The sequence below is a fragment of the Chitinophaga lutea genome, from assembly GCF_003813775.1.
In the GTDB taxonomy this organism is placed as follows: domain Bacteria; phylum Bacteroidota; class Bacteroidia; order Chitinophagales; family Chitinophagaceae; genus Chitinophaga; species Chitinophaga lutea.
On sequence record NZ_RPDH01000001.1, the window covers coordinates 238749 to 265077 of the forward strand.

The 26329-nt window shown below is 55.5% G+C and carries 19 protein-coding genes; 8 read left to right on the top strand and 11 right to left on the bottom strand.

Going from position 1 to position 26329, the window contains the following annotated elements; genetic code table 11:
- Positions 1-59 precede the first annotated feature (59 nt).
- The 3 genes from EGT74_RS00885 (at position 60) to EGT74_RS00895 (ending at position 5451) form a co-directional block, all read left to right on the top strand.
- A complete protein-coding gene (locus tag EGT74_RS00885; RefSeq protein ID WP_246008093.1) occupies positions 60-908 on the top strand; it encodes a carbon-nitrogen hydrolase in 849 nt (282 codons plus the stop codon).
- The gene (locus tag EGT74_RS00890; protein ID WP_123844587.1) at positions 905-1951 is read left to right on the top strand and encodes an agmatine deiminase family protein; all 1047 of its coding nucleotides are present in this window, start codon (positions 905-907) and stop codon (positions 1949-1951) included. Before EGT74_RS00885 ends, EGT74_RS00890 begins: the two co-directional genes overlap by 4 nt.
- Before the next feature lie 1043 nt (positions 1952-2994).
- Entirely contained in the window at positions 2995-5451 is a 2457-nt protein-coding gene (locus EGT74_RS00895; protein WP_246008094.1) for a TonB-dependent receptor, read from the top strand.
- Between the two features lie 79 nt (positions 5452-5530).
- Here EGT74_RS00895 and EGT74_RS00900 read toward each other — a convergent pair whose 3' ends face one another.
- A complete protein-coding gene (locus tag EGT74_RS00900) occupies positions 5531-7681 on the bottom strand; it encodes a catalase (RefSeq protein WP_123844589.1) in 2151 nt (716 codons plus the stop codon).
- Positions 7682-7891: 210 nt separating this feature from the next.
- On the opposite strand from EGT74_RS00900, the gene EGT74_RS00905 reads away from it, so the two are divergent.
- Positions 7892-8092, top strand: coding sequence for a hypothetical protein (locus EGT74_RS00905; RefSeq protein ID WP_123844590.1), 201 nt, complete (start codon positions 7892-7894; stop codon positions 8090-8092).
- Between the two features lie 86 nt (positions 8093-8178).
- Here the strand turns inward: EGT74_RS00905 and EGT74_RS00910 are convergent, their stop codons facing one another.
- Genes EGT74_RS00910 through EGT74_RS00920 form a run of 3 tightly spaced genes read right to left on the bottom strand, consistent with a single transcriptional unit; the run spans position 8179 to position 13772 of the window.
- Positions 8179-9153: a TlpA disulfide reductase family protein gene (locus EGT74_RS00910; protein WP_123844591.1), complete on the bottom strand. Its 975-nt coding sequence runs from the start codon at positions 9151-9153 to the stop codon at positions 8179-8181.
- Positions 9150-10625 (bottom strand): RagB/SusD family nutrient uptake outer membrane protein, encoded by a 1476-nt coding sequence (locus EGT74_RS00915; RefSeq protein ID WP_123844592.1) that lies wholly within the window; start codon positions 10623-10625, stop codon positions 9150-9152. The genes EGT74_RS00910 and EGT74_RS00915 overlap by 4 nt, the downstream gene beginning before the upstream one ends.
- Before the next feature lie 24 nt (positions 10626-10649).
- Positions 10650-13772, bottom strand: a complete 3123-nt coding sequence (locus EGT74_RS00920; protein ID WP_123844593.1) for a SusC/RagA family TonB-linked outer membrane protein — start codon at positions 13770-13772, stop codon at positions 10650-10652.
- A gap of 500 nt (positions 13773-14272) precedes the next feature.
- On the opposite strand from EGT74_RS00920, the gene EGT74_RS00925 reads away from it, so the two are divergent.
- From EGT74_RS00925 to EGT74_RS00935, 3 genes are all read left to right on the top strand, one after another.
- Complete coding sequence (locus EGT74_RS00925) at positions 14273-15148, top strand: acyl-CoA desaturase (protein ID WP_123844595.1); 876 nt, start codon at positions 14273-14275, stop codon at positions 15146-15148.
- Positions 15149-15311: 163 nt separating this feature from the next.
- The gene (locus EGT74_RS00930; RefSeq protein ID WP_123844596.1) at positions 15312-17030 is read left to right on the top strand and encodes an amidohydrolase family protein; all 1719 of its coding nucleotides are present in this window, start codon (positions 15312-15314) and stop codon (positions 17028-17030) included.
- Positions 17031-18923, top strand: coding sequence for a gamma-glutamyltransferase family protein (locus EGT74_RS00935; protein ID WP_123844597.1), 1893 nt, complete (start codon positions 17031-17033; stop codon positions 18921-18923).
- A 51-nt stretch (positions 18924-18974) separates the two neighbouring features.
- Here the strand turns inward: EGT74_RS00935 and EGT74_RS00940 are convergent, their stop codons facing one another.
- Both EGT74_RS00940 and EGT74_RS00945 read right to left on the bottom strand, forming a co-directional pair.
- Complete coding sequence (locus EGT74_RS00940) at positions 18975-19169, bottom strand: hypothetical protein (protein WP_123844599.1); 195 nt, start codon at positions 19167-19169, stop codon at positions 18975-18977.
- A 55-nt stretch (positions 19170-19224) separates the two neighbouring features.
- Positions 19225-19575, bottom strand: coding sequence for a hypothetical protein (locus EGT74_RS00945; RefSeq protein ID WP_123844600.1), 351 nt, complete (start codon positions 19573-19575; stop codon positions 19225-19227).
- A 281-nt stretch (positions 19576-19856) separates the two neighbouring features.
- On the opposite strand from EGT74_RS00945, the gene EGT74_RS00950 reads away from it, so the two are divergent.
- Complete coding sequence (locus EGT74_RS00950) at positions 19857-20732, top strand: SMP-30/gluconolactonase/LRE family protein (RefSeq protein ID WP_123844601.1); 876 nt, start codon at positions 19857-19859, stop codon at positions 20730-20732.
- Positions 20733-20832: 100 nt separating this feature from the next.
- On the opposite strand, the gene EGT74_RS00955 is transcribed toward EGT74_RS00950, so the two are convergent.
- The 5 genes from EGT74_RS00955 to EGT74_RS00975 form a co-directional block, all read right to left on the bottom strand.
- Positions 20833-21627, bottom strand: a complete 795-nt coding sequence (locus EGT74_RS00955) for a DUF5995 family protein (protein WP_123844603.1) — start codon at positions 21625-21627, stop codon at positions 20833-20835.
- 18 nt (positions 21628-21645) lie between these two features.
- Positions 21646-22788 (bottom strand): methionine aminotransferase, encoded by a 1143-nt coding sequence (locus EGT74_RS00960; protein WP_123844604.1) that lies wholly within the window; start codon positions 22786-22788, stop codon positions 21646-21648.
- Between the two features lie 20 nt (positions 22789-22808).
- On the bottom strand, positions 22809-23732 hold the full coding sequence (locus tag EGT74_RS00965) for an ABC transporter ATP-binding protein (RefSeq protein ID WP_123844606.1): 924 nt from the start codon (positions 23730-23732) through the stop codon (positions 22809-22811).
- Positions 23733-23917: 185 nt separating this feature from the next.
- Complete coding sequence (locus EGT74_RS00970) at positions 23918-25246, bottom strand: NHL domain-containing protein (protein ID WP_123844607.1); 1329 nt, start codon at positions 25244-25246, stop codon at positions 23918-23920.
- A 73-nt stretch (positions 25247-25319) separates the two neighbouring features.
- A complete protein-coding gene (locus tag EGT74_RS00975; protein ID WP_123844608.1) occupies positions 25320-26225 on the bottom strand; it encodes a serine hydrolase in 906 nt (301 codons plus the stop codon).
- Positions 26226-26329: the final 104 nt, after the last annotated feature.

Genomic DNA, 26329 nt, shown 5'->3' on the forward strand with positions numbered 1-26329 from the left:
TTTGTACCCGTTTTAACAATGGGTATTCAATGGCAAAAGTAAAAACCGGATTCGTTCAGATGAGCTGTTCTGCCGACAAGGCGCAGAACCTGGAAAAAGCCATCGTCAAAGTAAAGGAGGCCGCCGCGAAGGGCGCGCAGATCATCTGCCTGCAGGAATTGTTCACCTCTCTTTATTTCTGCGATGTGGAAGATTATGACAACTTCAAACTCGCGGAGCCCATTCCCGGCCCTTCTACCGAAGCGCTCGGCAAGGTGGCCAAAGAGCTGGGCGTGGTGATCATCGCCTCGCTGTTCGAGAAACGCGCGGAAGGGCTGTATCACAACACCACCGCCGTGCTGGACGCAGACGGCAGCTACCTCGGCAAATACCGGAAAATGCACATCCCGGACGACCCGGCGTATTACGAGAAGTTTTATTTCACCCCCGGCGACCTGGGTTATAAAGTGTTCAGAACGAAGTTCGCCACCATCGGCGTGCTCATCTGCTGGGACCAGTGGTACCCCGAAGCGGCCCGCATCACGGCACTGATGGGCGCGGAAATCCTCTTCTACCCCACCGCCATCGGCTGGGCCACCAGCCAGGACGAGGCGACCAACACCGAACAGTACAACGCCTGGCAAACCATCCAGCGCAGCCACGCCGTGGCCAACGGCATACACGTGGTGAGCGTGAACCGCGTGGGCCTGGAACAGGACGGCCTGATGAAATTCTGGGGCGGCTCCTTTATCGCCAACCCCTTCGGCACCGTGCTGTATCAAAGCCCGCACGAAGGCGAGGAAGTAGTGGTGCTCGAGCTCGACCTGAGCAAAACCGACCGCTACCGCACGCACTGGCCTTTCCTGCGCGACCGCCGCATCGACTCCTACCAACCCATCACTAAAAGATATATCGACGACGAAGCATGACGCATCCGACACCGCAGCAGCTGGGATATTTTTTCCCCGCAGAATTTCATCCCCATACCGCCACATGGCTGAGCTGGCCGCATAAGGAAGCGAGCTGGCCGGGGAAAATCCATACCATCTTTCCGCATTACAGCCGCTTCGTCAAATACCTGGCCGACAGCGAAAAAGTGCGCATCAACGTGGCGGACGCCGCCATGCAATCCTTCGCCACCGGCCATTTACAGACCGCCGGCGTGAACATGGCCAACGTGGAATTTTTCCATCACCCCACCAACGACGCCTGGTGCCGCGACCATGGCCCGGCTTTCCTGATCAATCCTTCCGCCGCGGAAAAAAAGGCGGTGGTAGACTGGAACTATAACGCCTGGGGCGGCAAATACCCGCCGTTCGACCAGGACGATATCATCCCCACCCTCATCGCCCGCCATTTTAACCTGCCGCTGTTCAATCCCGGCATTATCATGGAAGGCGGCTCGGTGGAATTCAACGGCAAGGGCACCATCCTCACCTCTACCTGCTGCCTGCTCAACGAAAACCGCAACCCGCACCTCAACCGCGGTCAGGTGGAAAACTACCTGCACCAGTATTACGGCGCCGAACAGGTGCTGTGGGTGGAAGAAGGCATCGTGGGCGACGATACCGACGGGCACATCGACGACACCATCCGGTTTGTGAATGAAGACACGGTGCTGACGGTGATCGAAACCGACAAACAGGACGAAAACTATGCGCTGCTGCAGCAAAACCTCCGCCAGCTGCAGCAGATGCGGCTGCTCAACGGCAAACAGCTGAACATCGTGCCGCTGCCCATGCCCGACCCTGTGGTGTTTGAAGACCAGCGCCTGCCGGCCTCCTACGCTAACTTCTATATCAGCAACAAATATGTGATTGTGCCCACGTTCCAGTGTAAGAAGGACGACGAGGCGCTCGGCATCATCGCCGGCTGCTTCAAAGACCGTGAAGTGGTGGGCATCGATTCCACCGACATCATCTGGGGCCTGGGCAGCTTCCACTGCCTGAGCCAGCAGGAACCGGCCGTATAATTTTCGCCGCGATCGTATACAGAGAAGCGGGACCTGGACGGTCCCGCTTTTTATTTTGGCGCTGCCAGGTAACGCGTTCTTCCGGCCTTTGAACGCCCCGTAAACACATGGGAGGCCCTCATCTGCCGGCATCGCCCCAATTGATCGATCTTTTTATGGCGCCTTTCCATGATGCCTCCTGCCGCCGGCGAACAAAACCTATCCCCTGGCCAGTTAGCGAGAAGACTTTAATTAACTGATAATCAACGCAAATAGTCTTCCCCTTGTCTGCCTCCGGTGTTCAGGTGATTTCCCAAAAGGTTTTACTTTGTCTGAAACCGTTACTGATATTGTGTTTTAGTTGATATACGCCCTATATGCTTCCTATATACGACCTATTTCCTTCCTATATACTCCCTTCTATTAAAGGAAGGAATTAATCAGGGAGTAAATAGATAGTAATCAGATTGGGATATCGTGGAAATATTAATATCTACATATATAATCATAACTGTAACAGGCCGCTTCCCCAATATTCAGCCGTCGGTGCTGGCTATCCGGCCGGCGCGAAAACCAACTAGTGGTTAGTGACATGAGGGCTTTCCCGGTTGGAGTTGGTTTGATAATCAACAGATTAGGCTGAAGAAAGAAGAATTTCCCGGTTGGAGTTAGTTTGATAATCAACAGATTAGGCCGAAGAGAGAAGAATTCGCCGGTTGGAGAGCTGACTTGAAAATCGGGAACCCGGGCTGATGCAGAACGGTTTCCGGATGGGAGTTGGTTTGATAATCAACAAATTAGGCCGGAGAAGAAGAATTTCCCGTTGGAGAGCTGGCCTGAAAACCTGAAAACCGGGCTGATACAGAACGGTTTCCAGATGAGGCTGCACCCGTAAGCTGGCTCAATCCGCCCTTGCCGGGCGGAAATGGCCGGCCGGGGACGTCATTCCCCCCGTCATCCATCCGGCAGGATTTCTAATTTTTCCGGATTGCGTAAATGGATTTCCCGATCGGACCTGTTTAAACTTCTTACAGTCGTTTCCTTTGCAAAAAATTTAACGCCCGGTGAAACATATCTACTTATTGCTACTCGCAGGTTTGATTGGAAATTACGCAGCATCCGCCCAGGAAATCATCGCCATGGCCCCGGTGGGCGCCACGGCTCCCGCAGCGGAAGAAACCCCTGAAAACGCCCCCAAAGGCGCCGTAAAAGGGATTATTACCACTGTTGACGGGAAACCGGCCTCTTTTGTGACCGTGGTGATCAAAGAAGTGAACCGCGGCACCACCACCGGCGAAAACGGCGCTTTCTCCATCCGGAACCTGAAACCCGGCACTTATACGCTTTACATCTCATCCATCGGCCTGAAACCGCAGCAGCAAACCATCACCCTCGCTGCCGACCAGGGCCTGGAACTGAATATCTCCCTCGAAGAAACGGCCAGCCAGCTGGCGGAGGTGATCGTAACCGACCGCAAAAGCCAGAACGACAAACCCGTTAGCATCAGCAAGCTGCCCGTTCCGGTACTCGACCTGCCCCAGGCCATCGCCACGGTAGGTGAAAACGTTATCCGCGACCAGCAGGCGCAGCGCCTCAGCGACGTGGTGAAAAACATCAACGGCGTATACCTCGCCACTACCCGCGCCGGTACGCAGGAAAGCTTTTCCGCCCGCGGTTACGGTTTTTCCAGCAACAACATGTTCAAAAACGGCTTCCGGGTGAACACCGGCGTGATGCCCGAAATGAGCTCGCTCGAGAAAGTGGAGGTGCTGAAAGGCAGCGCGGCTATCCTGTTCGGTAACGTAGCCCCCGGCGGCGTGCTGAACATGGTGACCAAAAAACCGAAGTTCAACGGCGGCGGCGAAGTGTCGATGCGCTTGGGCAGCTATGACCTGTACAAACCTTCTTTCGATATTTACGGCCCCGTTTCATCGGGTGTGGCCTACCGCGTGAACGGTACTTACGAGTCCGCCAACAGCTTCCGCGACCAGGTCAGCTCCAAACGGTATTATGTAAACCCCTCCCTGCTCTTCAAACTCGGCAACCGTACCGAGCTGCTGGTGCAGGGCGATTACCTGAAACACGACTTCACCCCGGATTTCGGTATCGGTTCCGTAGGCAACACCAAACTGTCTGACCTGCCGCGCAACACCTTCCTCGGTGCGCCCTGGCAATATGCCAAAACGCAGCAGGGAACGGCCAACGCCACCATCCGCCACGAGTTCAACGACAGCTGGGGTATCAGCGGCATGGCGGCCTACCAGAAATACAACCGCGATTATTATTCGCTGGAAAGGATCCAGGCGCTGGCCAACGGCGACTGGGGCCGTCCGCTGGGCAGGCTGAACAACGATGAAGATTATTACATGGCGCAGGTAGACCTTACCGGCAAGTTCAAAACCGGTGCCGTACAGCATACCCTGCTGTTTGGCGCGGACGCCGACAAATACAAAAGCACGGCGTTCACTTACGACATAACCGGCAAGATCTACGACTCCATCAACATTTTCAATCCCGGCAAATTCGTGCCCCGCACCGATATTCCCGCGGCGGCCAAAACCAGAAGGACCATCACGCCGACCACCCGTGTGGGCGTATACATCCAGGACCTGGTGAGCATTTCTGAAAAACTGAAATTCCTCGCCGGCATCCGCTGGTCGTACCTCGAAAGCGGCAAGCCCGAAATTCTCGACATCAAAACCAATGTGACCAGCTACACCACCGGTAAAACCGACAAGGTGTTCTCGCCCCGCCTGGGCCTGGTATACAAACCCATCCCCACCACGGCGGTGTTCGCGAGCTATTCCAATTCCTTCACACAGAACACCGGCCTGGACATCGACAGCAACGCCGTGAAACCGTCCATCATCGACCAGTACGAGATCGGTGTAAAGAACGACCTGTTCAAAGGCATGCTGTCTTTCAACGTGACCGGTTACATCATCAAAAACAACAACCTGGCGCAGACCGCTCCTTTCCGCAAAGACGGCCAGCCCAACAACGATACCAACATCAAGGCGCTGATCGGTGAAACCACCAGCAAGGGCGTGGAGATCGACATTGCCGGTCATCCCCTGCCGGGCCTCGACATCGTGGCCGGTTACAGCTTCAATGAAATTTATGTTTCCAAATCACCGGGCACCAAAGGCGCCTATTACAAAGGCGACCGCCTCGTGAACAACCCTAACCACACGGCCAACGCCAGCGTGTTCTACACTTTCGTGGCCACCAGACTGAAAGGCCTGAAACTCGGCGCCACCGCCTTCTACACCGGCGACCGCGGCGCGGGCTGGAACAACACCGTGGGCCAGCCGGCAGCAGTGCCGAACAGGACCATCCCGGTGAAAGGCTATACCCAGCTCGACCTGAGCGCGGGGTATGCTTTCAAAAACCTGTCGCTGATGGCGAAAGTGTCGAACGTGACCAACGAGTACAACTACTACGTGCACGAGAACTACAGCGTGAACCCGATTCCGCCGACCCAGTTCACCGCCACCCTGGCCTACCGTTTCAACTACTAGACCGTTTAACCGTAAATAAGCGCGGGTGTATCCAGAAGGATGCACCCGCTTTTTTTATAGGACAGATGATGAAACACGTTTATGCCGGCACTCTCCTTTCCTGTTCCCGTTCCCAGAAACGGTGCTGTGCGATGGCTTCCGTAAAACGCTGTGCCAGCTCCGCGTTGTCTGCCCCTGTGATCACACCCGGGCCGGGTGCTTTACCGAAATATGTACTGTTCAGCACTTCTTCAGCGTCCGCATCGGCGGCAATCGCTTTGCAGTGCCGGTAAGCTTCATTTAAAAAATGTACCGCATCGGCGTTGATGGTCAGCGCCGCCACGCTGTTTTCCCCGCCCGGTACGTACACCGCGTCGAACAGCACGGATGCGGCGGTAAGAAAACTCTGATCCACCGGGATGGCCTCACCCTTTGCCGGCTGGATGTTGCCCAGGTGCGGCGCGATAACCACGCCCAGGGCGCCTCCCGCCGCAAGCGCTTTTTTCATGGCGTTGAGGCTGGCGCCGTTCACGCCGTCCGCAGCCAGTATCGCTATTTTGCGGCTTTTGATGGTGTTCTTCACCGTGTTCGCCATGCTGAGCGCTGCCGATTTTGTCACGGAAGCGGTCACTTTCACCGGCTGAAAATCCTTCGGGTTCCCGTCTGCCGGGATGCTGTGATTGACGGGCTGATCAGGACCGGTAGGCACCGGCATGCCCAGCGCTCCGGCCACCTTGGCCGCCAGCCCTTCGTCAATCCGGGTAAGGATGCCCAGCATGCGCTGCCGGATGGCAACGGTGACTACTTTCCCCAGTTCAAAACTCAGTGCGTCGGCGATGTGCTGTTTTTCCGGTTCCGACTGGCTGTTGTAGAACAGGGTGGCCTGGCTGAAATGATCGAAGAAACTGCGGCTTCTTTCCCGCACTTTTTTCGCATCGATCTTTTCCGGGTAGGACACGAATCCCCCGTCCGCCATTTTCGCCTGGAAGGGGCAACCGCCGCCCAGGGAGTTGGGGTTGTAGTTCGCTTTGCCTTTGTTGATCTGCTGGCGCATAAAACCATCGCGCTGATGATTGTGCACCGGCTCTATGGAACGATTGATGGGTATTTCGTGGAAGTTGGGGCCGCCGAGGCGGATGAGCTGCGTATCCGTATATGAAAACAGCCGCCCCTGCAGCAGCGGGTCGTTAGAAAAGTCGATGCCCGGTACGATGTGGCCGGGGTGCATGGCCACCTGTTCCGTTTCGGCAAAGAAATTATCGGGGTTGCGGTTCAGCGTCAGTTTACCGATGCGCCGCACCGGCACCAGTTCTTCGGGAATGATCTTGGTGGGGTCGAGCAGGTCGAACTCGAATTTGTGCTCGTCTTCTTCCGCAACGATCTGCACGCCGAATTCATATTCCGGGTAATGTCCCGCCTCGATGGCTTCCCAGAGGTCGCGGCGGTGGAAATCAGGGTCTTTCCCGGAGATCTTCTGCGCTTCGTCCCAGGCTACGGAATGCACGCCCAATAAAGGCTTCCAGTGGAACTTCACGAAACATCCCTTGCCTTTGCCGTTCACGAAACGGAAGGTATGTACGCCGAAACCCTCCATCATGCGGTAACTGCGGGGAATGGCGCGATCGCTCATCGCCCACATGATCATATGCGCCGATTCGGGCATCAGGGAAATAAAATCCCAGAACGTATCATGCGCCGTGGCGGCCTGGGGCATTTCGTGATCCTGCTCCGGTTTGGCGGCATGGATCAGATCGGGAAACTTCACCGCGTCCTGGATAAAGAACACCGGTATGTTGTTCCCTACGAGATCAAAGTTGCCTTCCGGGGTATAAAATTTCACGGCAAATCCTCTCACGTCGCGGGCAAGATCGGTGGAGCCGCGCGAGCCGGCGACGGTGGAAAACCGTACGAATACGGGTGTTTCGACGGAAGGGTCCGTCAGGAACGCCGCCCGGGTGTATCTGGCCATGGAATCGTCGTACACCCTGAACACGCCGTGGGCGCCGGAGCCGCGGGCATGCACGATGCGTTCGGGAATGCGTTCATGGTCGAAGTGGGTGATCTTCTCACGAAGGATAAAGTCTTCCAGCAGCGAAGGGCCGCGATTACCGGCCTTGAGCGAGTTCTGATCATCATTTACCAGCAGGCCCTGGTTGGTGGTGAGCATTTCGCCGGTGCTCTCTTCGGTGTGCGCGGCCAGCTGTTCGGTTTTCGGATTCGGGTTTTCATTTCCGGGTGTCTTTTTTGCCATATCGGGTTTTTCTGGTAAAGGCTCCAATGAAAATGCCAAAACCGCTACGGTTGTTTATTTCAGGGCAAAGCTGTTCGTACCGTACGCCTTGCCGGATGACTTTAATTTGCCATATTTAAAAGGGTGTGGAATTATTTGCACATCAAAATTTTCCCTGCTTTTTCTGGCACGGGCATTGCATTTTGTTTTTCGAACCAAAATTCATGAGTCATGAAAAACATAATCATCGCAGCCTCAGTTTTAGGCACCGCTGCCGCAGGAATTTTCTGGTACATGAAAAACCGTCACCGCGCCGATGCGGCTCTCAACGACGTAAAAGACGCAGCCCGCAATGCGTATAACCGGATGTACAAACAAGGCAAAAAAGCCGCCCGTAAAACCAATGCCATGGTGAACGAATCACTGGCATAAACTTTCTTCTCACGAATTCCAATATATATTCAAACGGCCCTGATGCATTTTGAACAGGGCCGTTTGTGTATATACGCCGCAACGGATTAATGCAGTATCTCCGCGAGTTTTTTCTCCAGTTCCTCTCCTCTCAGGTTTCTTGCAATGATCACCCCATCGGGCCCGATCAGTACGTTGGACGGAATGGCCCGCACGCCGTATAGGGCGGCCGGCGCACTGTTCCAGAATGCCAGGTCGGATACGTGCGTCCAGGCCAGCTTATCATCCGCGATGCCTTTCAGCCAGCTGCTTTTATCTTTATCCAGCGATACGGCGAAAATATCGAACCCTTTCCCTTTATATTTTTCATATGCTTTTACGAGGTTGGGATTTTCTCTCCTGCAAGGGCCGCACCATGATGCCCAGAAATCGAGCAGCAGGTATTTCCCGAAATGGTCGGAGAGTTTCACCGTTTCTCCTTTTACTCCGGCGAGCGTGAAGTCGGGCGCTTTGTTGCCCACCGCCGCTTTACGCAGCACGGGCGTCAGTTCCCGCAGCACTTTTACGTATTGCGTCTGCTGCAGGGAAGGATCCAGTTGCTGCACATACCGGTCTATTTCATCCGGCGTGAGGCGGTAGGAATAATCGCGGTACAGGATGTAAACCGTGGCAATGGAAGCGGGCGCAGACTGGATCAGTTCGTCGATTTTCACATCGCGCCGGCTGCGGTACGCGGTGAAAAAATCCTGCGCGGCGGAGCCCTTCGCGATGGTGTTGCTGTAATACTTCGCGGAATCCAGCGCTACGGTAATGGGCCTGTCTTCCAGGAAAATAAAATACGGGCTGCCCGCGGGTTGCAGGGTAAGGCCGTACAGCTCCGGCAAAGCCGGTTTGCGGCTGAATGCAAACGCCCCGTTCCGGATATCGGCGGAGTCGATGGTAAAAAACATCTTGTTCGAAAACCGTTGCAGGTAAATTTTCCCGCTCTCCACCCCCTTTACCGTGCCGGTGAGGGAAAATGGCTGCGCGGATGCGGATGTGGCCACCAGTGCGGCGGCGATCAGGCTAATCAGGTTTCTCATAAATTCGGGTTATTGGTGATTTCGTTAAAAGGAATGGAAAACAGGTAATACGGGCTGTTGGGCACAAAAGCCGACTGGTCGGGGAATTTGAACTGGTGATGCCCCTTCAGCGGCACCCGGCGGATGCTGCCGTCGGCCCGCGGAATTTCCAGCACTTCGGTGGAAGGTTTGCGCACGACGGAAATCTGCAACCGCAGCATATCGGGCAGGGCAAACCCTTCTCCCCACAATTCCCTTCTCCTTTCCTTGAGTATTTCAGCCACGAGCGCATCCTTCCCCAGCGCACCGCCGGCCAGCGCCGGCAGGCTGCGCTTCACACGCAATTCATTGAGCGCCGCAACGGCCCCTGGCAGGTCGTTCAAACGGGCTTTGCTTTCGGCTTCGACAAGCGCCATTTCGGAAGCGCGCATGAGCACGATGTGGCCGGACTGATCGGGCTTGTTCACGAACTTGGTGTACATCAGCCAGCCCAGCAGCGGGTTGAGGGTATCGGTAACGGGACGGAACAGCTTTTTGCGCACATCTCCTTCCTCAAACAGATCGCGGAAATGCGGGTCGGCCATCACGCTGCGGTAGCCCGTGGCGGGCGTTACGTCGATGTAACCGAAGAAAGAAGCGCCGCCCAGGTTCTGATCGGCGGCCTGCGGATGGCCCCAGATCCATTCCACGTTGCTCACATCGCTGAAACCGCGGCCGTATTCTTCCGGCGCCATGATCGGATAACCCTGCCGGGCCTGCCGGGCGCGGGATGCTGCGGAATCCCAGTTTTCCTGCGTCAGGAAGGCGCGGGCCAGCAAACCGCGCACCACCTGCTGATTGGGGCGGTTTTTCACCACCCGGTTGAATCCCTGCAACAGTGCGTCCGCCTCCCGCAGGTCGGCCAGCACCTGGTTGTACACTTCTTCCAGCGGCGCGCGGGGTTTGGGTTGGGAAGCCGGGTTGGTAGGCGTGGTATACAGGGGCACCCCTTTGGCGGTTTTATCTTTCGCGTAGGTGAACTGGTATTGCCGTACGAGGTTAAGGTAGGCGAATGCGCGAAGGGCCAATGCCTGGCCTTTCAGGTGCCGCTTTTCGGTATCCGAGCCGGCAGCGGCGTCTACGTTGGCGATAATGTTGTTCGCATTATCGATCACCTTGTACTGGAAGGTCCAGAAAAACAGTGCGCGGCGGGTGGTATTGTCCGACGGGTCGCCGAAGGCATGCGTCAGCAGAAAACCGTATACGCCATCGCGCAGCACCGCATCGCTGCCCATCGCCTCCTGCGAAAGCAGGATGGCCGAATAACCGGGATTGTCCTGCGAGGTGGCCGTTTCCATCAGGTACCGCACCGTGCCGTTCACCAGCGCGTCGATGTTTTTGGTGGTGGCGTAGAGCTCCTTACCCGTCAGGCTGCCGGAAGGGGATGTTTCGAAAAAGGACTTTTTGCAGGAGAACAAAGTCAGCAGCAATAAGCCCAGGTATATCTTTTTCATGGTTGTTTCGTTTAACTGTTCGCGTTAGAATGTAAGATCGAATCCGAAGGAAATGGTTTTCTGTGCAGGGTAGCGGTAGAAAGTCACCCCGTCGAGCGCCTGTTCCGGATCGAGGCCTTTGTGTTTGTAGAAAGTGAACAGGTTTTCGCCCCTGCTGTAAATCCTCACCTGCTGCAAATTGAGCCTGGAAATCCACGTGGCGGGCAGGGAATAACTGAGCCCGATGTTGCGGAGGCGCGCGTAGGTGGCGTCGTAGAGGAAACGGGTGGATGCGCTGTTCCAGCTGGTGGCGTCTGTAGTGAGGCGCGGCACATCGGTGCGGGTGTTCTGCGGCGTCCAGCGGCGGAGTATGTCTTTGCTCCAGGTCCTGCCGATGTTATTGCCGTTGTGCGACAGCATCACCTCGTCGAAATCGAGCACTTTCCCGCCGATGCTGAAAGCCAGCAGGGCGCTCAGTTCGATGCCTTTATAATTGAGCACGGTGTTCACACCGCCCGTGAGGTCGGGCAATGAGCTGCCCACGATGTACTGGTCCGCCTGGGCATACACGCTCGTGGTGGTGCGGCCTTTGAGAATGCGCTGGCCGTTGGGGCCGGTTTCGTACTCGTTTTTATACCAAAGCGGCAAACCGGTGGCGGCGTCCACACCCGCCCATTCGCGGATGAAGAAGTCGTACACGGAACCCCCTTCCGTCAGTTTTTTGGTAGGCCCGATCACGGACGTATTCGCCGGGATGATCTCTTTCTGCGGCAGCGCGGTGATCTTGTTTTTATATGCGCCCAGGTTCACACCAAGGTCCCATTTGATATCTTTCGTGAGCACCGGGGTGGTTTGCAACTGCAGGTCGAAGCCCGTGTTTTTGAGCGAACCGATATTGTCGTCGATGGCGCCGAAACCCAGCGAAGGTGCGAGCGGCCGCTGGTAAAGCAGGTCGCGGGAGCTGCGCTCGAAATATTCGGCGGAGAAAATGATGCGGTTGTTGAGAAATGCGGCGTCGATGCCCGCGTTGAAGTTGAGGTTGGTTTCCCATTTAAGGCCGGGCGTGGGCAGGCGCGAAGTGATGGCGCCGGCTTCCCCCAGGCTGTTGTAGATCGAATACAGGTCCTGGTACTGGTAATAGCCGCCGAGGTTATCGTTCCCCTGCGCGCCATAGCTGGCGCGTGCCTTCAGCACGTCCAGCCATGAGGGGGCCGTGAAGAAGTTTTCTTTCGTCACCGTCCAGGAAGCGCCGACCGACCAGAAGTTGCCCCAGCGGGAATCCGGGTGGAAGCGGGAGGAGCCGTCGCGGCGGAAACTCCCTGAAAGGAAATATTTATCTGCGTAGCTGTAATCCACTTTGGCGAGGTAGCTGGCCAGTTTATAATCGTCCGCGCTGCCGCTGAAACCGGTGATGATGGAGGCCGCCGAAGGTTCTTCCTTGCCGAGGAAACCGAAGTTGTTTTTGCTGCCGGAAAGGCCGGTGCTGTTAAGGATGTACACCTCCTGCCCTGCCAGCACGTTCACGGCATGCTGCTGTTTGACACGGAAGGAATAATCCAGGAAATTATTCACGGTGTAGGCCAGGAAACGTGTATCACTTTTACTCACGGAGCCGCGGGTACTGATACCGCCGCCGAATTGCGGGTTGGTGTAGCTGTGGCTGAGGGTGTTGCTGTAATCGGCGTTGATGCTGCTTTTCAATTTCAGCCCTTCCAGGATATTGAGCTGGATGACGCCGCGGAACGATACGATGTCCTGTTTAGTCAGATATTTATTCAGTGCAGCAGAGCCCAGCAGGTTATTGCCGGTGGCGGCCGCACTGGGACGGTAATTCCCGAAGTCGTAGACGGGCTGGCCGTTCTGGTCGAGCCTGAGGCTACCGTCCGGGTTGCGTTCGTAGATAGGGTAAATGTTCGGTACGAGGCGGCCGAAGTTCGCGTAGTTGCCCTGGTTGCTGTCGTCCTGCGGGGGCGCGTCCTGTTTGGAGGAGCTAAGCGCTACGTTGACGCCTGTCTCGAACCATTTGTTCACTTTCGCGTGGTAGTTGACGCGACTGTTGAAGCGGGTGAAACCCGAGCCGATGATAAATCCTTCATCGTTGAGGTAGCCGGCGGATACGAAGTATTTGCTGTTGTCCCCGCCGCCGCTTACGTTAAGGTCTACCTGCTGGCGGATGCCCCTGCGCTGGGTCGATTCGCACCAATCGTCCGTCCACAGCGGCACGGCGCCCGCCGCCAGTTTACCATCGATGCCCACCGGCAGGGGATATTTCGGGCCGAAGGGATTGATCTTGAGCGTGCTCACCAGGTTATCCGTGGCATACTGCGCGGCCGCGGCCGGCGTTCTGCCGCCGTCGAGCTGTTTGTTGCGCAGCGCTTCCCATTGCAGTTCGAAATATTCCTTCGCGTCGAGTTTATCATAATCATCCACCGCGCGTTTCGAAAAGCCGGTGCTGGCGCTGAGGCTCACTACCGGTTTTGCGTTGAGGCGGCCCTGTTTGGTGGTGATGATGATCACCCCGTTGGCGCCACGCGAGCCGTAGAGGGCGCTGGCGGCGGCGTCTTTCAGTACGCTCACCGACTGTACATCTGCCGGGTTGATGCTGTTAATGTTGCCCGAAAAGGGCACGCCGTCCACCACGTACAGCGGGTCGCTCGAGGCATTGATGGAGCCGATGCCCCGGATGCGGATGGCCGCGTTGCTGCCCGGCTGGCCCGCGGAGGCGACGGACTGCACGCCCGGTACCGCGCCCTGCAGGGCGCGGCTGATGCTCGACACCTGCTGGCGGGCAATGTCTTTCGCATTCACCACGGACGCCGAGCCCGTGTAGGATATTTTATTGGCGGTGCCGTAGGCCACTACCAGCACTTCATTGAGGGTGGCCGAACCTGACAGCGTAACATTGAGCACATCGCCGGTAACGGGCTGTTCGCTGGCCTGGTAACCGGTGTAGCTGAATACGAGCACAGCTCCTTTAGCCGGCACGGTGATGGCATAGCGCCCGCCCGCGTCGGTAACAGCGCCGGTATTGGCCCCTTTGAGGCGTACGGAGGCGCCGGGAAGGGCCGCCTGATCGGAAGCCCTCACGATGCCGGTTACACGTTTTTCCTGCGCAATAGCAGTTTGCACGGCTATCAGCAGAACGAGAAAGCAGATAAAATTTTTCATGGTTCGTTTTTTAGGCAATAGATTCCTGTTCAGCAGTTGCTGTTATTTTTTTTCGGAAAAAGAAGAGAAAGATTGGTTGGTTCTTTCTTTGGCGCATAGTTCCGCCGGGCCTCTATGCCAGGCCGGCGTAGTTGTTTACGGTACAAATGTATAAAGCCCGGATATAATAACCAAGTTATCCTACCTGTTTTGTAGACTTTTTATTTGAACGGTTGGAAAGTGATTAGATGAGGATCATGAACGCTGCCAAATAAAAAACGATGGCGGGAAAGCGGAATTCTTTTTGGAACCGTAACATGGTGCCACATGCATCCGCAGGATTGAGCATGAAATTTGCGTATTAAGCGACGGGCATCCGCAATCGGCGCCCTCCCGCCCATCCTCCCGAAAAGTTAAATCAATGTTAAAAATCCCGTTTTAAATACTGTCGGGGTTTCCAGGGAGGCGGACCGGTGACCACAATCATTGCTCGTTAACGAAACGGGTTTTACTTTTGACATATGAACAACACAAAACCGACAGAGAAAGGCACGAACTGGCTTCATGAACTGGATTTCATCGGGATACACTTCGTCCCGCTACTCGCCTTCTTTACGCACGTCACTGCGTTCGACTGGATTCTATGTGCCGTATTGTATTTCGTACGGATGTTTTTTGTGACCGGTGGTTATCACCGTTATTTCTCGCACCGATCGTACAAGACCTCGCGGTTCTTTCAATTCATACTCGCCTTCGGCGCACAGAGCAGCTTTCAGAAAGGCGCACTCTGGTGGGCCGCCAATCACCGTGTGCACCACAAACACAGCGACACGGAAGAAGATCCGCATTCCGCCAAAATATATGGCTTCTGGCATGCGCATATCGGCTGGATCATGGACAAGGAACATAAAGAAACCCGTTATGACCTGATCAAAGACATGAAACATCCGGAACTGTTCTGGTTGAATAAATACCACTTCGTACCGCCGTTAATACTGGCCGTGCTCGTGTATTTTATCGGCAACAAGGTGAACGGCGCGGGCTGGTTCGACTGGCCGGCCGGACTGTCTACCCTCTTCATCGGGTTCTTCCTGAGCACCATCCTGCTGTTTCACGGCACCTTCACCATCAACTCCCTGATGCACACCATCGGGCGGCCCCGTTACAAAACCGGCGATGAATCGCGCAACAGCTTCATCCTGGCCCTGGTAACGCTTGGGGAAGGCTGGCACAACAACCACCACTATTACCAGAGCGCCGCAAGGCAGGGATTCTACTGGTGGGAGGTCGACATCACCTATTACATCATCCGTATGCTGGGCTGGATGGGCATTGTATGGGACATCCGCGGGGTGCCCGAAAAAGTGAAGGAAAGCAATAAAGTAACGGAAGCATAATATTCGATCGATCAACACATTGAGCGCAGGATGGATGACCATCCTGCGCTTTTTTTTACCCTTCCCCGATACGTCCCGCCTGTATCTGCAATTTTTTTTTAATAACTTACGGAACCAACTGAACGAGCACAAACAGCGCCTATATCCCTAAATCCTTTATGATATGTCGGAAAAACCTGTCATTAATTGCCACACGCACATTTTTACGGGCGACAGTGTGCCGCCCTGGCTGGCCAAGCAGTTCGTTCCATGGCCCTTCTACTTCCTGTTGCCTGTTACCGGCCTGGTGAGGCTCTGCCGGGCCTGGTTCCGCGGCCCGCACCGCTGGCGGCACCATTCCTGGCACAAGAAGATTTCCCGGGCTTTATACCGTTGCTGGATACTGCTGCGGCGTAACTACATCATCTCGATACTGCATACCATATCGGGCATCGTGCTCACCTATCACGTACTGTTTTTCATCTGGGACTGGCTCGGCCGGTGGATGAGCCCGGAAGGATGGCTGGCCGGGAAGATCGGCGCGCTGCGGGCCCTGCTCGAATCGTGGAAGCTGGTGGTGCCCATCGGCAATACCTGGCTACAGCTGTTATGCCTGGTGGTATTGCTGACGATGTTCCCCTCGGGCCGCAACTTCCTGTTTTTTATCCTGCGTAAATCGTGGAAGTTCCTCCGGAGCTTACCGGGCGAACAAACCCTGCGGCTGTTGCAGCGGTACATGAACCTGGGGCGGTTTTCGTTCCATGAAAAACAAAGCACCATCCTGGGCCGGTTGATCCGCCAGTATGAAAAAGGCACGCAGTTCATTGTGCTGCCGATGGACATGGATTATATGGGCGCGGGGAAAGCGCCGGTGCCTTACCTCGAACAACTCGAGGAGCTCGGCAAACTGAAGAAGAAACCGGAGCTGAAAGATATCATCCATCCTTTTGTATTCGCCGACCCGCGGCGCATGGAAAAAGAACCAGGTTATTTCCGTTACCATGTCGTGAACGGGCGGATCGTGCTCGACGACTGCATCCTCAAAACCTGCCTCGAAGAACAGGCGTTCGCCGGCATCAAGATCTATCCCGCATTGGGCTATTTTCCTTTCGACGCCCGGCTGCTGCCGTTGTACAAATACGCGGCGGATAATGAGATCCCCGTGATGACGCATTGCATCAAAGGCACGATCTTTTACCGCGGCAAAAAACAGAAAGCCTGGGACGAACATCCCGTTTTCAAACAGGCGATGGGGCAGGGTGAATACCAGCCATTGCTGTTGCCGCAGAAAAAAGCCATCGACTACACGCTCAACTTCACCCACCCGCTGAATTACCTCTGCCTGCTGCACCCCGGACTGTTGAAAGAACTGGTGGACAAAGACCCGGTGTTGCATCCCGTATTCGGCTACGACCCTGCCACCGGCGCGATGACGCAAAACCTGGAGCATCTGAAAATCTGCTTCGGGCATTTCGGCGGGGAAGATCAATGGGAGCGCTTCTTCGAGCACGACCGGGAGAACTACGCCGCGCGGCTGTTCACCCATCCCGAGCGCGGCCTTGAATTCCTGACGGATGGCGACGGCGCACCGGCGCCAGGCAAACCCGAACAGGTATGGAAAGGCGTGGACTGGTACACCATCATTTGCAGCCTGATGCTGCAATACGAGCATGTATACGCCGATATCAGTTACATCCTCCATGATGGGGAAGCCGTGTTCCCGCTGCTGAAACAAACGCTGCAGCACCCCAGATTAAAGACGCGGGTGCTGTACGGCACCGATTTTTACGTGGTGCGCAACCATAAAAGCGACAAAAACCTGCATGCGCTGATGCTCACCGGTTTGTCGGACGCCGAATTCGATCTTATTGCCCGCATCAATCCAACTGATTATCTTAGATAAATGAAAGTTACCTGTCTATTCCTGCTGCTGGCCGCGCCCATCCTGTTACAGGCGCAGCCCGTCCAGACCCAGAAACCGCCGCTGCACGGCAAACACTGGATGGCCATCACCGGCAAGCCGCTTGCCGCCACCGCCGGCGCCGCCATTTTCCAGCAGGGCGGCAACGCCGTAGACGCGGCCTGCGCCATGCTGGCGGCCACCTGTACCATGTGGGACGTGCTCAGCTGGGGCGGGGAAACACAGGCGCTGATCTACAACCCGAAAACCGGGAAAGTGATTGCCCTCAACGCCCTCGGTGTTGCGCCCACCGGCGCCACGCCCGCCTACTATCGATCGAAAGGCCATGCCTTCCCGCCGGAATACGGTCCCCTTGCCGCCGTTACGCCCGGCACACCCGGCGGCATCTGCCATATGCTGGCCAATTACGGCACCATGAGCCTTGCGCAGGTGCTGGCCCCCGCCATTGAAATGGCAAAGGGTTATCCCATCGAAGCGCAGACCGCCAACATGATCGAAAGGGAGAAAAACCTCATCAAAACCTGGCCTTACAGCAAAAACGTGTTCCTCACCCATCCTGGTGAAAAAAGGGAAGCACCCGAAGCGGGCGAGATATTCGTACAGCAGGACCTGCTCGCCACCCTCAACAAAATGGTGGAAGCGGAACGGGAGGCCCTGAAAAAGAAAAAGAGCCGGAAAGAGGCGATCATGGCGGCGTACGACAGGTTTTACAAAGGCGACATCGCCCGTGAATTCGTGCGGGGCAGCCGTGAACAGGGCGGCCTCATCACCATGGAAGACCTCGCCCGGTGGAAGCCCATCGAAGAAGAACCGCTGCATGTAAACTACAAAGGCATCGACGTATACAAGCTCCAGGAATGGACGCAGGGGCCCATGCTGCTGCAAAGCCTCAACATCCTCGAAAATTTCGACCTGAAGAGCATGGGGTACAATTCCACGGCGTACATCCATACGCTGTACCAGGCCATGAACCTCGCCTTCGCCGACCGCGACTTTTATTACGGCGATCCTTATTTCTCTAAAACACCCATCAAAGGCCTGCTGAGCAAAGAATATGCGAAACAACGTGCGGCACAGCTCAACAAAACGAAAAACGATGCTTCAGTTGCGCCCGGCGACCCCTATCCTTTTGAAGGCAGACAAAATCCCTTCCTGCCCCTGTTAAAGGAACGCAACAGGCTGTTCAACGCCACACCCGCCGAACAACCCGGCAACGTGGTGCCCAAACACGACGTGGTAGCCTATCACGATGATGCGGCATACCACGACCGCCTCTGGCGCGGCACCACCAGCGTGGAAGCCGCGGATGCGGAAGGCTGGGTTGTGTCGATCACCCCCAGCGGCGGATGGCTTCCCGCCTGCATCGCCGGCCGCACCGGCGTGGGTATGAGCCAGCGGGCACAGAGTTTCGTGCTCGACTCGGTGCTCAACCCCTTCAACGTCATTGCTCCGGGCAAACGCCCCCGCGTCACCCTTACGCCTTCCATGGCGCTGAAAGACGGAAAACCTTTTTTGTCGTTCGCGGTACAGGGGGGCGATACGCAGGATCAGAACCTGTTACAGTTTTTCCTGAACATGACGGAATTCGGCATGACGGTGCAGCAAGCTACGGAAGCCGCCAACATCAACAGCGAACAACTCTGGCTCTCCCTCGGCGGCGACAGCATCAAAGCGCGGCTCCCCCGGCCGGGCAGGTTGCTATTGCACAACGGCACACCGGAAAAAACGAGGAAAGAACTGGAAGGCATGGGATATCAACTCGACTTCAAACCCAGAACCAGCGGGCCGATCAATGCGATATACTTCGACCGGAAACATGGAAGCTTCTGGGGAGGGAGCAGTAACCACGGGGAGGATTATGGGATTGGGTGGTGATGGGGATTACCAAAGGCTATTGCAAAGCCCGCACAGGTTGTGCGGGCTTTGTTATTTATGGAGCAAGGCATAAAACAGTAGGATCAATGCGATTAAACTCAGCAGGTAGCCTGTCCGGAGATTGCGGCGCTCTTTCTCCGCAGCTAACTCATCTGCGAACTTTCCGCTGAAGCCTTTTAACATCCAGAAAAAAAAGCCGCCGATCCATATGTTGGTTAATCGTGCTGCAAAGGGCTCACGTGCCATGTGTTACTTTAATATCGTTTTTTCCAAAGGTCAATTCAAATCGTCGCCAGTGCTACTATAATTTATTTCCATTAATCCATAGATCTATTGTATCACCAAACAATTGGGTTGCATCAACACTCAACTTATCTTTCAACGCATGATATATCATTTTATTCTTATCATACAGCGTAAGTGCAAATTCACAAACCAGCGCAATAACTTCATCCTTCTCACTCTTTGACAACTCATTTATAACCTCGACAGCTCGTTCGATCATTAGCAAATCTCCTTCAAGCGACTGGTCAACTACGAAACTGGCGAAATCTGCATATGCCAACGTTGGCGAATCTGCAAAAAAAGAATCAACACCAGCTTCTGGTATTTTGCTCACCAAAAAACCATATGCGTTCTCGTATGTTATCATATTGGAATTTTGCAATTAATTGTCTAATACACTCAGATACCTGAGATAGATATGATGCACCGTTTCCTGTTGCAACTTTTAGCGCACGGTTAGTTTCTAACGGGATAAATTAGAGCCTGACATTACCCCAACTGACGAATCAGCTACAGGGAGAAGAGTCCACCATGTTCCAACTAATGTAGGCAAAAGTACCTATATCCGCAAATCTCCAAATTGCAGCCACTCCCTCCCCCACTTGAAAATCCCGCCATTATTCCTTACACTTGTAAAAATCCACCGTCATGAAAGCACTGGCACTTCTTTTCTGCATCTTCCACCAGGCAGATTCGCTCCCGGATGTAGTAGCTCCCGGCGCAACGCCGCAACTGGTATCGCGGCAGTTCAGCTTTACGGAAGGCCCTTCGCCCGATAAGAAAGGCAATATCTACTTCACCGACCAGCCCAACAACCAGATATGGAAATATGATACGGACGGCAAACTCAGCCTCTTCCTCGAGCCTGCGGGCCGTTCCAACGGGCTGTACGTGGATAAAAAGGGCAACATCCTTGCCTGTGCGGATGAAAACAATGAGCTGTGGCGCATCTCGCCCGATAAAAAAATCACCGTGCTGCTGAAGGATTTCGAAGGTAAAAAAATGAACGGGCCGAACGACCTGTGGATCGACGCCAAAGGCGGCATTTATTTCACCGACCCGTATTACCAGCGCAAATACTGGACGCGCCAACACGGAGAGCTCGACAGTCAGAAAGTGTATTACCTGCCCGCGGGCAAAAAGGCGGCCATTCCCGTTGCGGGCAACATCGTCAAACCCAACGGCATCGTGGGTACCCCTGACGGTAAACACTTGTTTGTGGTGGACATCGGCGACGGAAAAATCTACAAATACGATATCGGGAAAAACGGGCAGCTGCACAACCGCACGCTATTCGTGAACAAGGGCGGCGACGGCATCACGCTCGATAACAAAGGCAACCTCTACATCTGCGGCAACGGCGTTACGGTCATCAACCCGAAAGGTGAACAGATCGGCGTCATCCCCATCCCGGAAAAGTGGACGGCCAACGCCTGCTTCGGCGGCAAAAACCGCGACCTGCTCTTTGTGACCGCCTCCACGACGGTGTACGTGGTGAAAATGGCGGTAAAGGGCGTGGAATAGTCTTGAATGACCAAAAGACAGACAACATCAATGCCGCAGGCTTAACCACGCTTTGCCGGGCGCTATGGCCCCCCGGCCGGGTGAGAATGCTGGAATAGCCCTATTTCGCCCTGATGTACACCTTGTGATACCGGTATAGCGCCCCGATGATCTTACGGGGGCTTTTCCATTCGAAAATAAAGATGATGAAAGTGGTGAAACGCACAAGGCCTTTGGGCTTTTTGAGCGCTTCGGCCAGTTTTTTAATGGAAGCATCCCTTGCTTCCATGCACGCCTGTTTGTCGGCGCCCTGTTTGCCGCTCAGTTCCTGCGCAAAGCCCCAGGCGCCATCGCGGGCGTTACTGATGCTGAACTGGATGAGGATCGACTGGCCGTTCTGCGCATGCAGGCCGAAAAGCGACAGCAGCGGGGAAATGCGGCTGATCTCGTTGGTGACCTCGAACGTCAGCGAACCGATGATGTTGTTGATGGCGAGGAAATCGCGGTGCATCGTGTGGAGGTCGTTATTGCCCGCGCACTCCACGGCCGCAATGCCGAGGTCGTAATTGATATGGGCGTTCATGCCCAGCAGCAACTGCTGCAACAGTATCACGGTTATTTTGCGGGTGCCTTCAAACGCCACAGCCCAGGGGCCCGACGGGCGCTGCCCATGCTGCCATTGATGCACGGCTTCGAGGTAGCGGTTGGCGAAAAACACATCGAGGCGTTCCATACGGGCGCCGTCTTCGAACTCACTTTTCAGAATGCCTTCCTTCACACGCACGGTGACTTTGTGGTACAGCGAGGCGAAATAACCGATGCGGTTATTGGTTTGGGTAGCCTGTTCGATGAGCAGGTTCAGCCGGTGAATCACTTCATCGATGGAAGAGGCCGGGGTAAATACAGCGGTGTTCATATTTTGGGGTAGTTGTGATTACACTTTCAGGAGCCGCTCCACCGCGGTTTCCAGCGTGGCTTCCTTTTTGGCGAAACAGAAGCGCACCACCCGGTTGTCTTTCCCGGACTGATAAAATGCAGACACGGGCACGGTGGCCACCCCGAATTCCTTCGTGAGGCGCACGGCAAAGTCGGCATCCCCTTCTTCACTGATGCGGTGATACTGGTAGCACTGGAAATAACTGCCGTGGCTGGGCATGGGCGTAAAACGCGTGTGGCTCATGAGGTTCGCGAAATAATCGCGTTTGGCCTGCATAAACCCGCTCAGCTGCAGGTAACTGTCCTTCTCCTTCAGGAAACCCGCCAGCGCTACCTGCGACGGTGTATGGCATGAAAAACAATTATACTGGTGCACTTTGCGGAACTCCTGCATGAGCGCGGGCGCGCTGATGCAATAGCCCAGCTTCCAGCCGGTGCAGTGGTACAGTTTGCCGAATGAAAAGGTAACGAAGCTCCGCTCCAGCAGGTCGGGGTAACGGAGGATGCTCTGATGGGGAATGTTATCGTAAATGAGGTGCTCGTACACCTCGTCGCTCAGAATAAAAATACCGGTGCCGGCCACGGTGGCGCGCAGCTCTTCGATATCGGCCGCCGACAGCACCGCGCCCGTAGGGTTGTGCGGCGTGTTGATCATGATCATCCTGGTGCGCGGCGTGATTTTGCGGCGCACTTCGTTCCAGTCGATCTTATAATCCGGGAATTGCAGATCGATCAGTACCGGCACGGCGCCATTGACTTTGATATTGGGGATGTAACTGTCGTATGCCGGTTGAAAAACGATCACCTCATCGCCGGGATGCAGCACCGTTGTGAGCGCGGTATAGATGCCGTAGGTGCCGCCGGGCGTGATGGTGATCTGGGTATCGGGATTGATGGCCGTGCCGTAGAGGAAGGCCACTTTCTCCGCCAGCACTTCGCGCAGCGGCAGATGGCCCTGCATGGGCGCATACTGGTTAAACCCTGCGTGCATGGCCTCGTTGACGCGGGCCATCAGCGTTTCGTTCATGGGATAATCCGGGAAACCCTGGCCGAGGTTCACGGCCTGGTGCTGCGCAGCGAGGGCGCTCATCACAGAAAATATCGTAGTGCCGGTATCCGGCAGTTTGGAAGCGATCTGCATATCCCGCCAAAATACGAATATTAGTTCGCCAGCGCAATATGTACCGTATCGCCGGCTTTGATGCTGCCGTCGATCGTGCGGATGGTGACCATTTCATTGAGGAGCATCACCTCGATCTCGAAGGCGTTGCCGAGATAAAACACCTTCTTCACCTTGCCCATCAGCGCATCAGGCGTGCTGCGCACGATGCGCAGGTCTTCGGGCCGCACGATGCGCATTTTTCCGCCGGAGCTGATCTGGTTATACTTGCCGAAGAGACCGGCGGCATATTCATTGACGGGATGTTTGTACACCTGCACCGGCGTGCCTTTCTGCACGATGGCGCCGTCTTTCATCACAATGATCTCGCTGGCCCAGGGCAGGATGTCCTGCGGGTCGTGCGACACCAGCAGGCAGGTGATCTTCAGCCGCTCGCCCAGCTCGCGGATGACGGATTTCAGAATGCTTTTGTTGATAAGGTCGAGGTTGGAAAAAGGCTCGTCGAGCAACAGCAGCCTGGGGGCCGTTACCAGCAGCCTCGCCAGGGCGATGCGCTGTTTCTCCCCACCGGAAATCTGGTCGTTTTTCCGGCCCAGCAGGTGGTCTATCCTGCAAACTCTGTACAGCGCCGCCGCGTCCGCCGCCGGCAGTTTGTTGGCATAGCGGAGCAGTTCCTCCATTTTATAATTATTCCGGAGCTCGTAATGCTGGGAAAGATAGGCAATGGCAGGATGGCCCGCGATCAGTTTATCGTTGGGGCCTTTCACTTTCTGCTGCTCGAACAGCACTTCCCCGGCGTCGGGCTGTGTAAATCCTGCGATAATTCTCAGTAAAGTGCTTTTGCCGGAGCCTGATTCGCCCACGATGGCTATATTCTGGAAACGATCCTGTTTAAAAGAAATGCCTTTCAATATTTGTTCTTTCCCCTCAAATTTCTGGATACCCGATACAGTTAATAGATGCATAATTTCAATAATACCTTTAAAACTAGCGATTTCCGCTTCTTTCAGCAATTATTATTCCTAAAAATGCAGCCCTCACATTAGTTACAGGTAGTATATAAAGAAAGCCTCCTGTCTAGACAGGAGGCGGCAGCGAGACAAGTGATATCCGGGGCGCCGGCTGATTGTCCGGGCATTAAAAAATGTGATTATTCAAAAGTGATTTTGCGGATGGCGCTGTTGTTGAAATCGGCCACGTACATATTGCCCTGTGCGTCGAGGCAGATGTCGGAAGGAGTGCGCCAGCGGGCGTCTTTGGCGGGACCGTCTACCAGTCCGTAAGGGTTGGCGGACCGGGGATTGCCGCTGAGTGTGGTGACCACGCCGGCGGGCGTCATCACCCGTACGGTGTTAATCCGGTCTTCCACGATATAAATGTTGCCCTTCGCATCAATGACCATCCCGCGCGGCCCTTCGAATTGCACGCCGGCCCCTGTACCGTCCTGGTAACCCATGGTACTGCCGGCCACGGTGGTCACAACGCCCGCCGCGGATATTTTGCGGATTTTCTGGTTGAAGTAGTCGGACACGTAGATATTGCCTTCCTGATCGATCGCCACGCCTCGGGGCGAATAGAATTTGGCGGAGAGGGCGGCGCCGTCCTGGTAACCCCAGGTGCTGCCCGCTACCGTGCTCACAACGCCTGCGGTGTTGATCTTCCTGACCTTGTAGTTATTGTTTTCGGCTACGTAGAGATTGCCCTGTTTATCGATGCAGATATGTTCAGGCGAAAAGAACTTCGCATTCAGGCCGGGGCCGTCTTCATACCCTTCCACCACATTCCCGGCCAGGCGCGATACGACGCCCGCAGGGCTGACTTTCCGGATCATGTGGTTACCCGCATCCGTGACGTACAGGTTCCCCTGCGGGTCGATGCACATGCCGCAGGGCTTGCGGAACTTTGCCGCGGCACCCGTCCCATCTGCAAACCCGGCGGTGCTGCCGGCCAGGGTCGATACCATGCCTGCCGGTGTGATTTTGCGGATCAGGTCGTTGTAGTGGTCAGACACGTAAATGTTCCCCTGTGCATCCACCGCTACGCCGTTGGGGCCACTGAATTTGGCGGTGGCGGCGGGGCCATCTTCCAACCCCTTTACGCCGCCCGCCACGGTAGACACTGTTATGGTATAGGTATAATTAAACACGGGGCCGGTGGCCGTTTGCCCGCGCAACGTTACGGTTACCGGGCCGGTGCCCGCGCCTTTGGGCACTTCCACCGTCAGTTGCGCGGCCGCAGCCGTTATCACCTTCGCGGCCACACCGTTGAATTTCACGGCATGATCTCCCGCCACGGCAGAGAAGTTGCTGCCCTGGATAGTGACAAGCGTGTTAAACGCGCCGTTATCGGGCGCAATGGCGCTGATGACAGGTGCCGCAGGCGGTGGTGGAGGCGGATTGACGGGGCCTCCGCCACCGCCGCCACAGCCCAGGAGCATCAGCATGGCGATTCCGTTCAGGAAAAAGTTCAGCGTTTTCATACATTGAATGCTGTTCCAAATTTCCGTTACGGGGAACTGCGGGTATAGTAAAAAAACGACATTCCGCGGGCGGTCAGAACGTCTCTTTGCGGAAAGTGGGCTTCCAGTCGCTGCGGGGCTCGAAGTGTTTCCAGAGGAGCGCGGACACGGTGCGGATCATTTCAACGGCTTCGTTGTCGGCCTCCCAGCGCTGGTCCTTGATATTTTTGGTGCCTATATAAAAAGCGTAGTCGCCGTGCGGGGCGTTCACCAGCACCACCTCGGAGCGGGATTCATTGACGGAGCCGGTTTTGGCCGCAGCCTGCACATAAGGGGGAATTTGGGTCAGCGCCTGTTCGTCGTAATAACCTTTGCTCATCAGCCGGTACATTCTTTCGCTGGCGGCCCGGGAGATGATTTCGCCGCGGCGGATCCTGATCAACAGGGTGGTCATTTCGCGGGGCGTGGTTTGTCCCCAGCCGTAAATTTTCCGTATTTCCTCGCGGCCGGCGGTGCGGGAGTTGACGCGGGTATCCTTAAACCCGTATTGTTCCAGCAGCCGGTTGATTTCAGCGCCGCCGCCCGCCAGCTGCTGGTTCCAGAGCGAGGTGGTATTATCGCTGTATGCCATCATCAATGCTGCCAGCACGCTTACTTCCGTGGCCGCACTGTCTTTAAAGAACTGCATCAGCCCCGAGCCGCCGTATTTAGCGGAGTCGCGGTAAATCATCGGCTGGTGGTACCCCAGTTTCCCCGAATCGATTTTTGCGAACAGGCCCACGAGCAGCGGCACCTTTACGATACTGGCGGTCGGGAAAACGGTATCGGCGTTCACAGCTGCCCAGGCGCCGGTTTTGAGATGCTGCACGTAAATGCCGGCGCGGCCGTTAAACCGGCCAACGATTTCTTCGAGGGCCTGCTGGAGCTTGCGGTCGGGTTTTCTTTGCTGGCCGGCAGCCAGTACGGGGACGAGTAAACACAGTAAAAAAAGGTGACGCATAAGATGGCAATATGCCTTTAAAATATAAAAAGAAGCGGACATATTCAGCAGGCTGCGGTAAAACGGCGGCGCACAAACGTTCCTTTTTCCGGCTTATAGGGCAG

What these genes read in the sequence shown, in the direction of transcription:
- EGT74_RS00905 (WP_123844590.1), top strand. Translation starts at nt 7,892, where the DNA reads ATGAAAAACATAATCATCGCAGCCTCAGTTTTAGGCACCGCTGCCGCA.
- EGT74_RS00890 (WP_123844587.1), top strand. Translation starts at nt 905, where the DNA reads ATGACGCATCCGACACCGCAGCAGCTGGGATATTTTTTCCCCGCAGAA.
- EGT74_RS00955 (WP_123844603.1), bottom strand. Translation starts at nt 21,627, where the DNA reads ATGAACACCGCTGTATTTACCCCGGCCTCTTCCATCGATGAAGTGATT.
- EGT74_RS00970 (WP_123844607.1), bottom strand. Translation starts at nt 25,246, where the DNA reads ATGAAAACGCTGAACTTTTTCCTGAACGGAATCGCCATGCTGATGCTC.
- EGT74_RS00975 (WP_123844608.1), bottom strand. Translation starts at nt 26,225, where the DNA reads ATGCGTCACCTTTTTTTACTGTGTTTACTCGTCCCCGTACTGGCTGCC.
- EGT74_RS00920 (WP_123844593.1), bottom strand. Translation starts at nt 13,772, where the DNA reads ATGAAAAATTTTATCTGCTTTCTCGTTCTGCTGATAGCCGTGCAAACT.
- EGT74_RS00900 (WP_123844589.1), bottom strand. Translation starts at nt 7,681, where the DNA reads ATGGCAAAAAAGACACCCGGAAATGAAAACCCGAATCCGAAAACCGAA.
- EGT74_RS00950 (WP_123844601.1), top strand. Translation starts at nt 19,857, where the DNA reads ATGAAAGCACTGGCACTTCTTTTCTGCATCTTCCACCAGGCAGATTCG.
- EGT74_RS00910 (WP_123844591.1), bottom strand. Translation starts at nt 9,153, where the DNA reads ATGAGAAACCTGATTAGCCTGATCGCCGCCGCACTGGTGGCCACATCC.
- EGT74_RS00930 (WP_123844596.1), top strand. Translation starts at nt 15,312, where the DNA reads ATGTCGGAAAAACCTGTCATTAATTGCCACACGCACATTTTTACGGGC.
- EGT74_RS00940 (WP_123844599.1), bottom strand. Translation starts at nt 19,169, where the DNA reads ATGGCACGTGAGCCCTTTGCAGCACGATTAACCAACATATGGATCGGC.
- EGT74_RS00965 (WP_123844606.1), bottom strand. Translation starts at nt 23,732, where the DNA reads ATGCATCTATTAACTGTATCGGGTATCCAGAAATTTGAGGGGAAAGAA.
- EGT74_RS00960 (WP_123844604.1), bottom strand. Translation starts at nt 22,788, where the DNA reads ATGCAGATCGCTTCCAAACTGCCGGATACCGGCACTACGATATTTTCT.
- EGT74_RS00935 (WP_123844597.1), top strand. Translation starts at nt 17,031, where the DNA reads ATGAAAGTTACCTGTCTATTCCTGCTGCTGGCCGCGCCCATCCTGTTA.
- EGT74_RS00925 (WP_123844595.1), top strand. Translation starts at nt 14,273, where the DNA reads ATGAACAACACAAAACCGACAGAGAAAGGCACGAACTGGCTTCATGAA.
- EGT74_RS00915 (WP_123844592.1), bottom strand. Translation starts at nt 10,625, where the DNA reads ATGAAAAAGATATACCTGGGCTTATTGCTGCTGACTTTGTTCTCCTGC.
- EGT74_RS00885 (WP_246008093.1), top strand. Translation starts at nt 60, where the DNA reads ATGAGCTGTTCTGCCGACAAGGCGCAGAACCTGGAAAAAGCCATCGTC.
- EGT74_RS00945 (WP_123844600.1), bottom strand. Translation starts at nt 19,575, where the DNA reads ATGATAACATACGAGAACGCATATGGTTTTTTGGTGAGCAAAATACCA.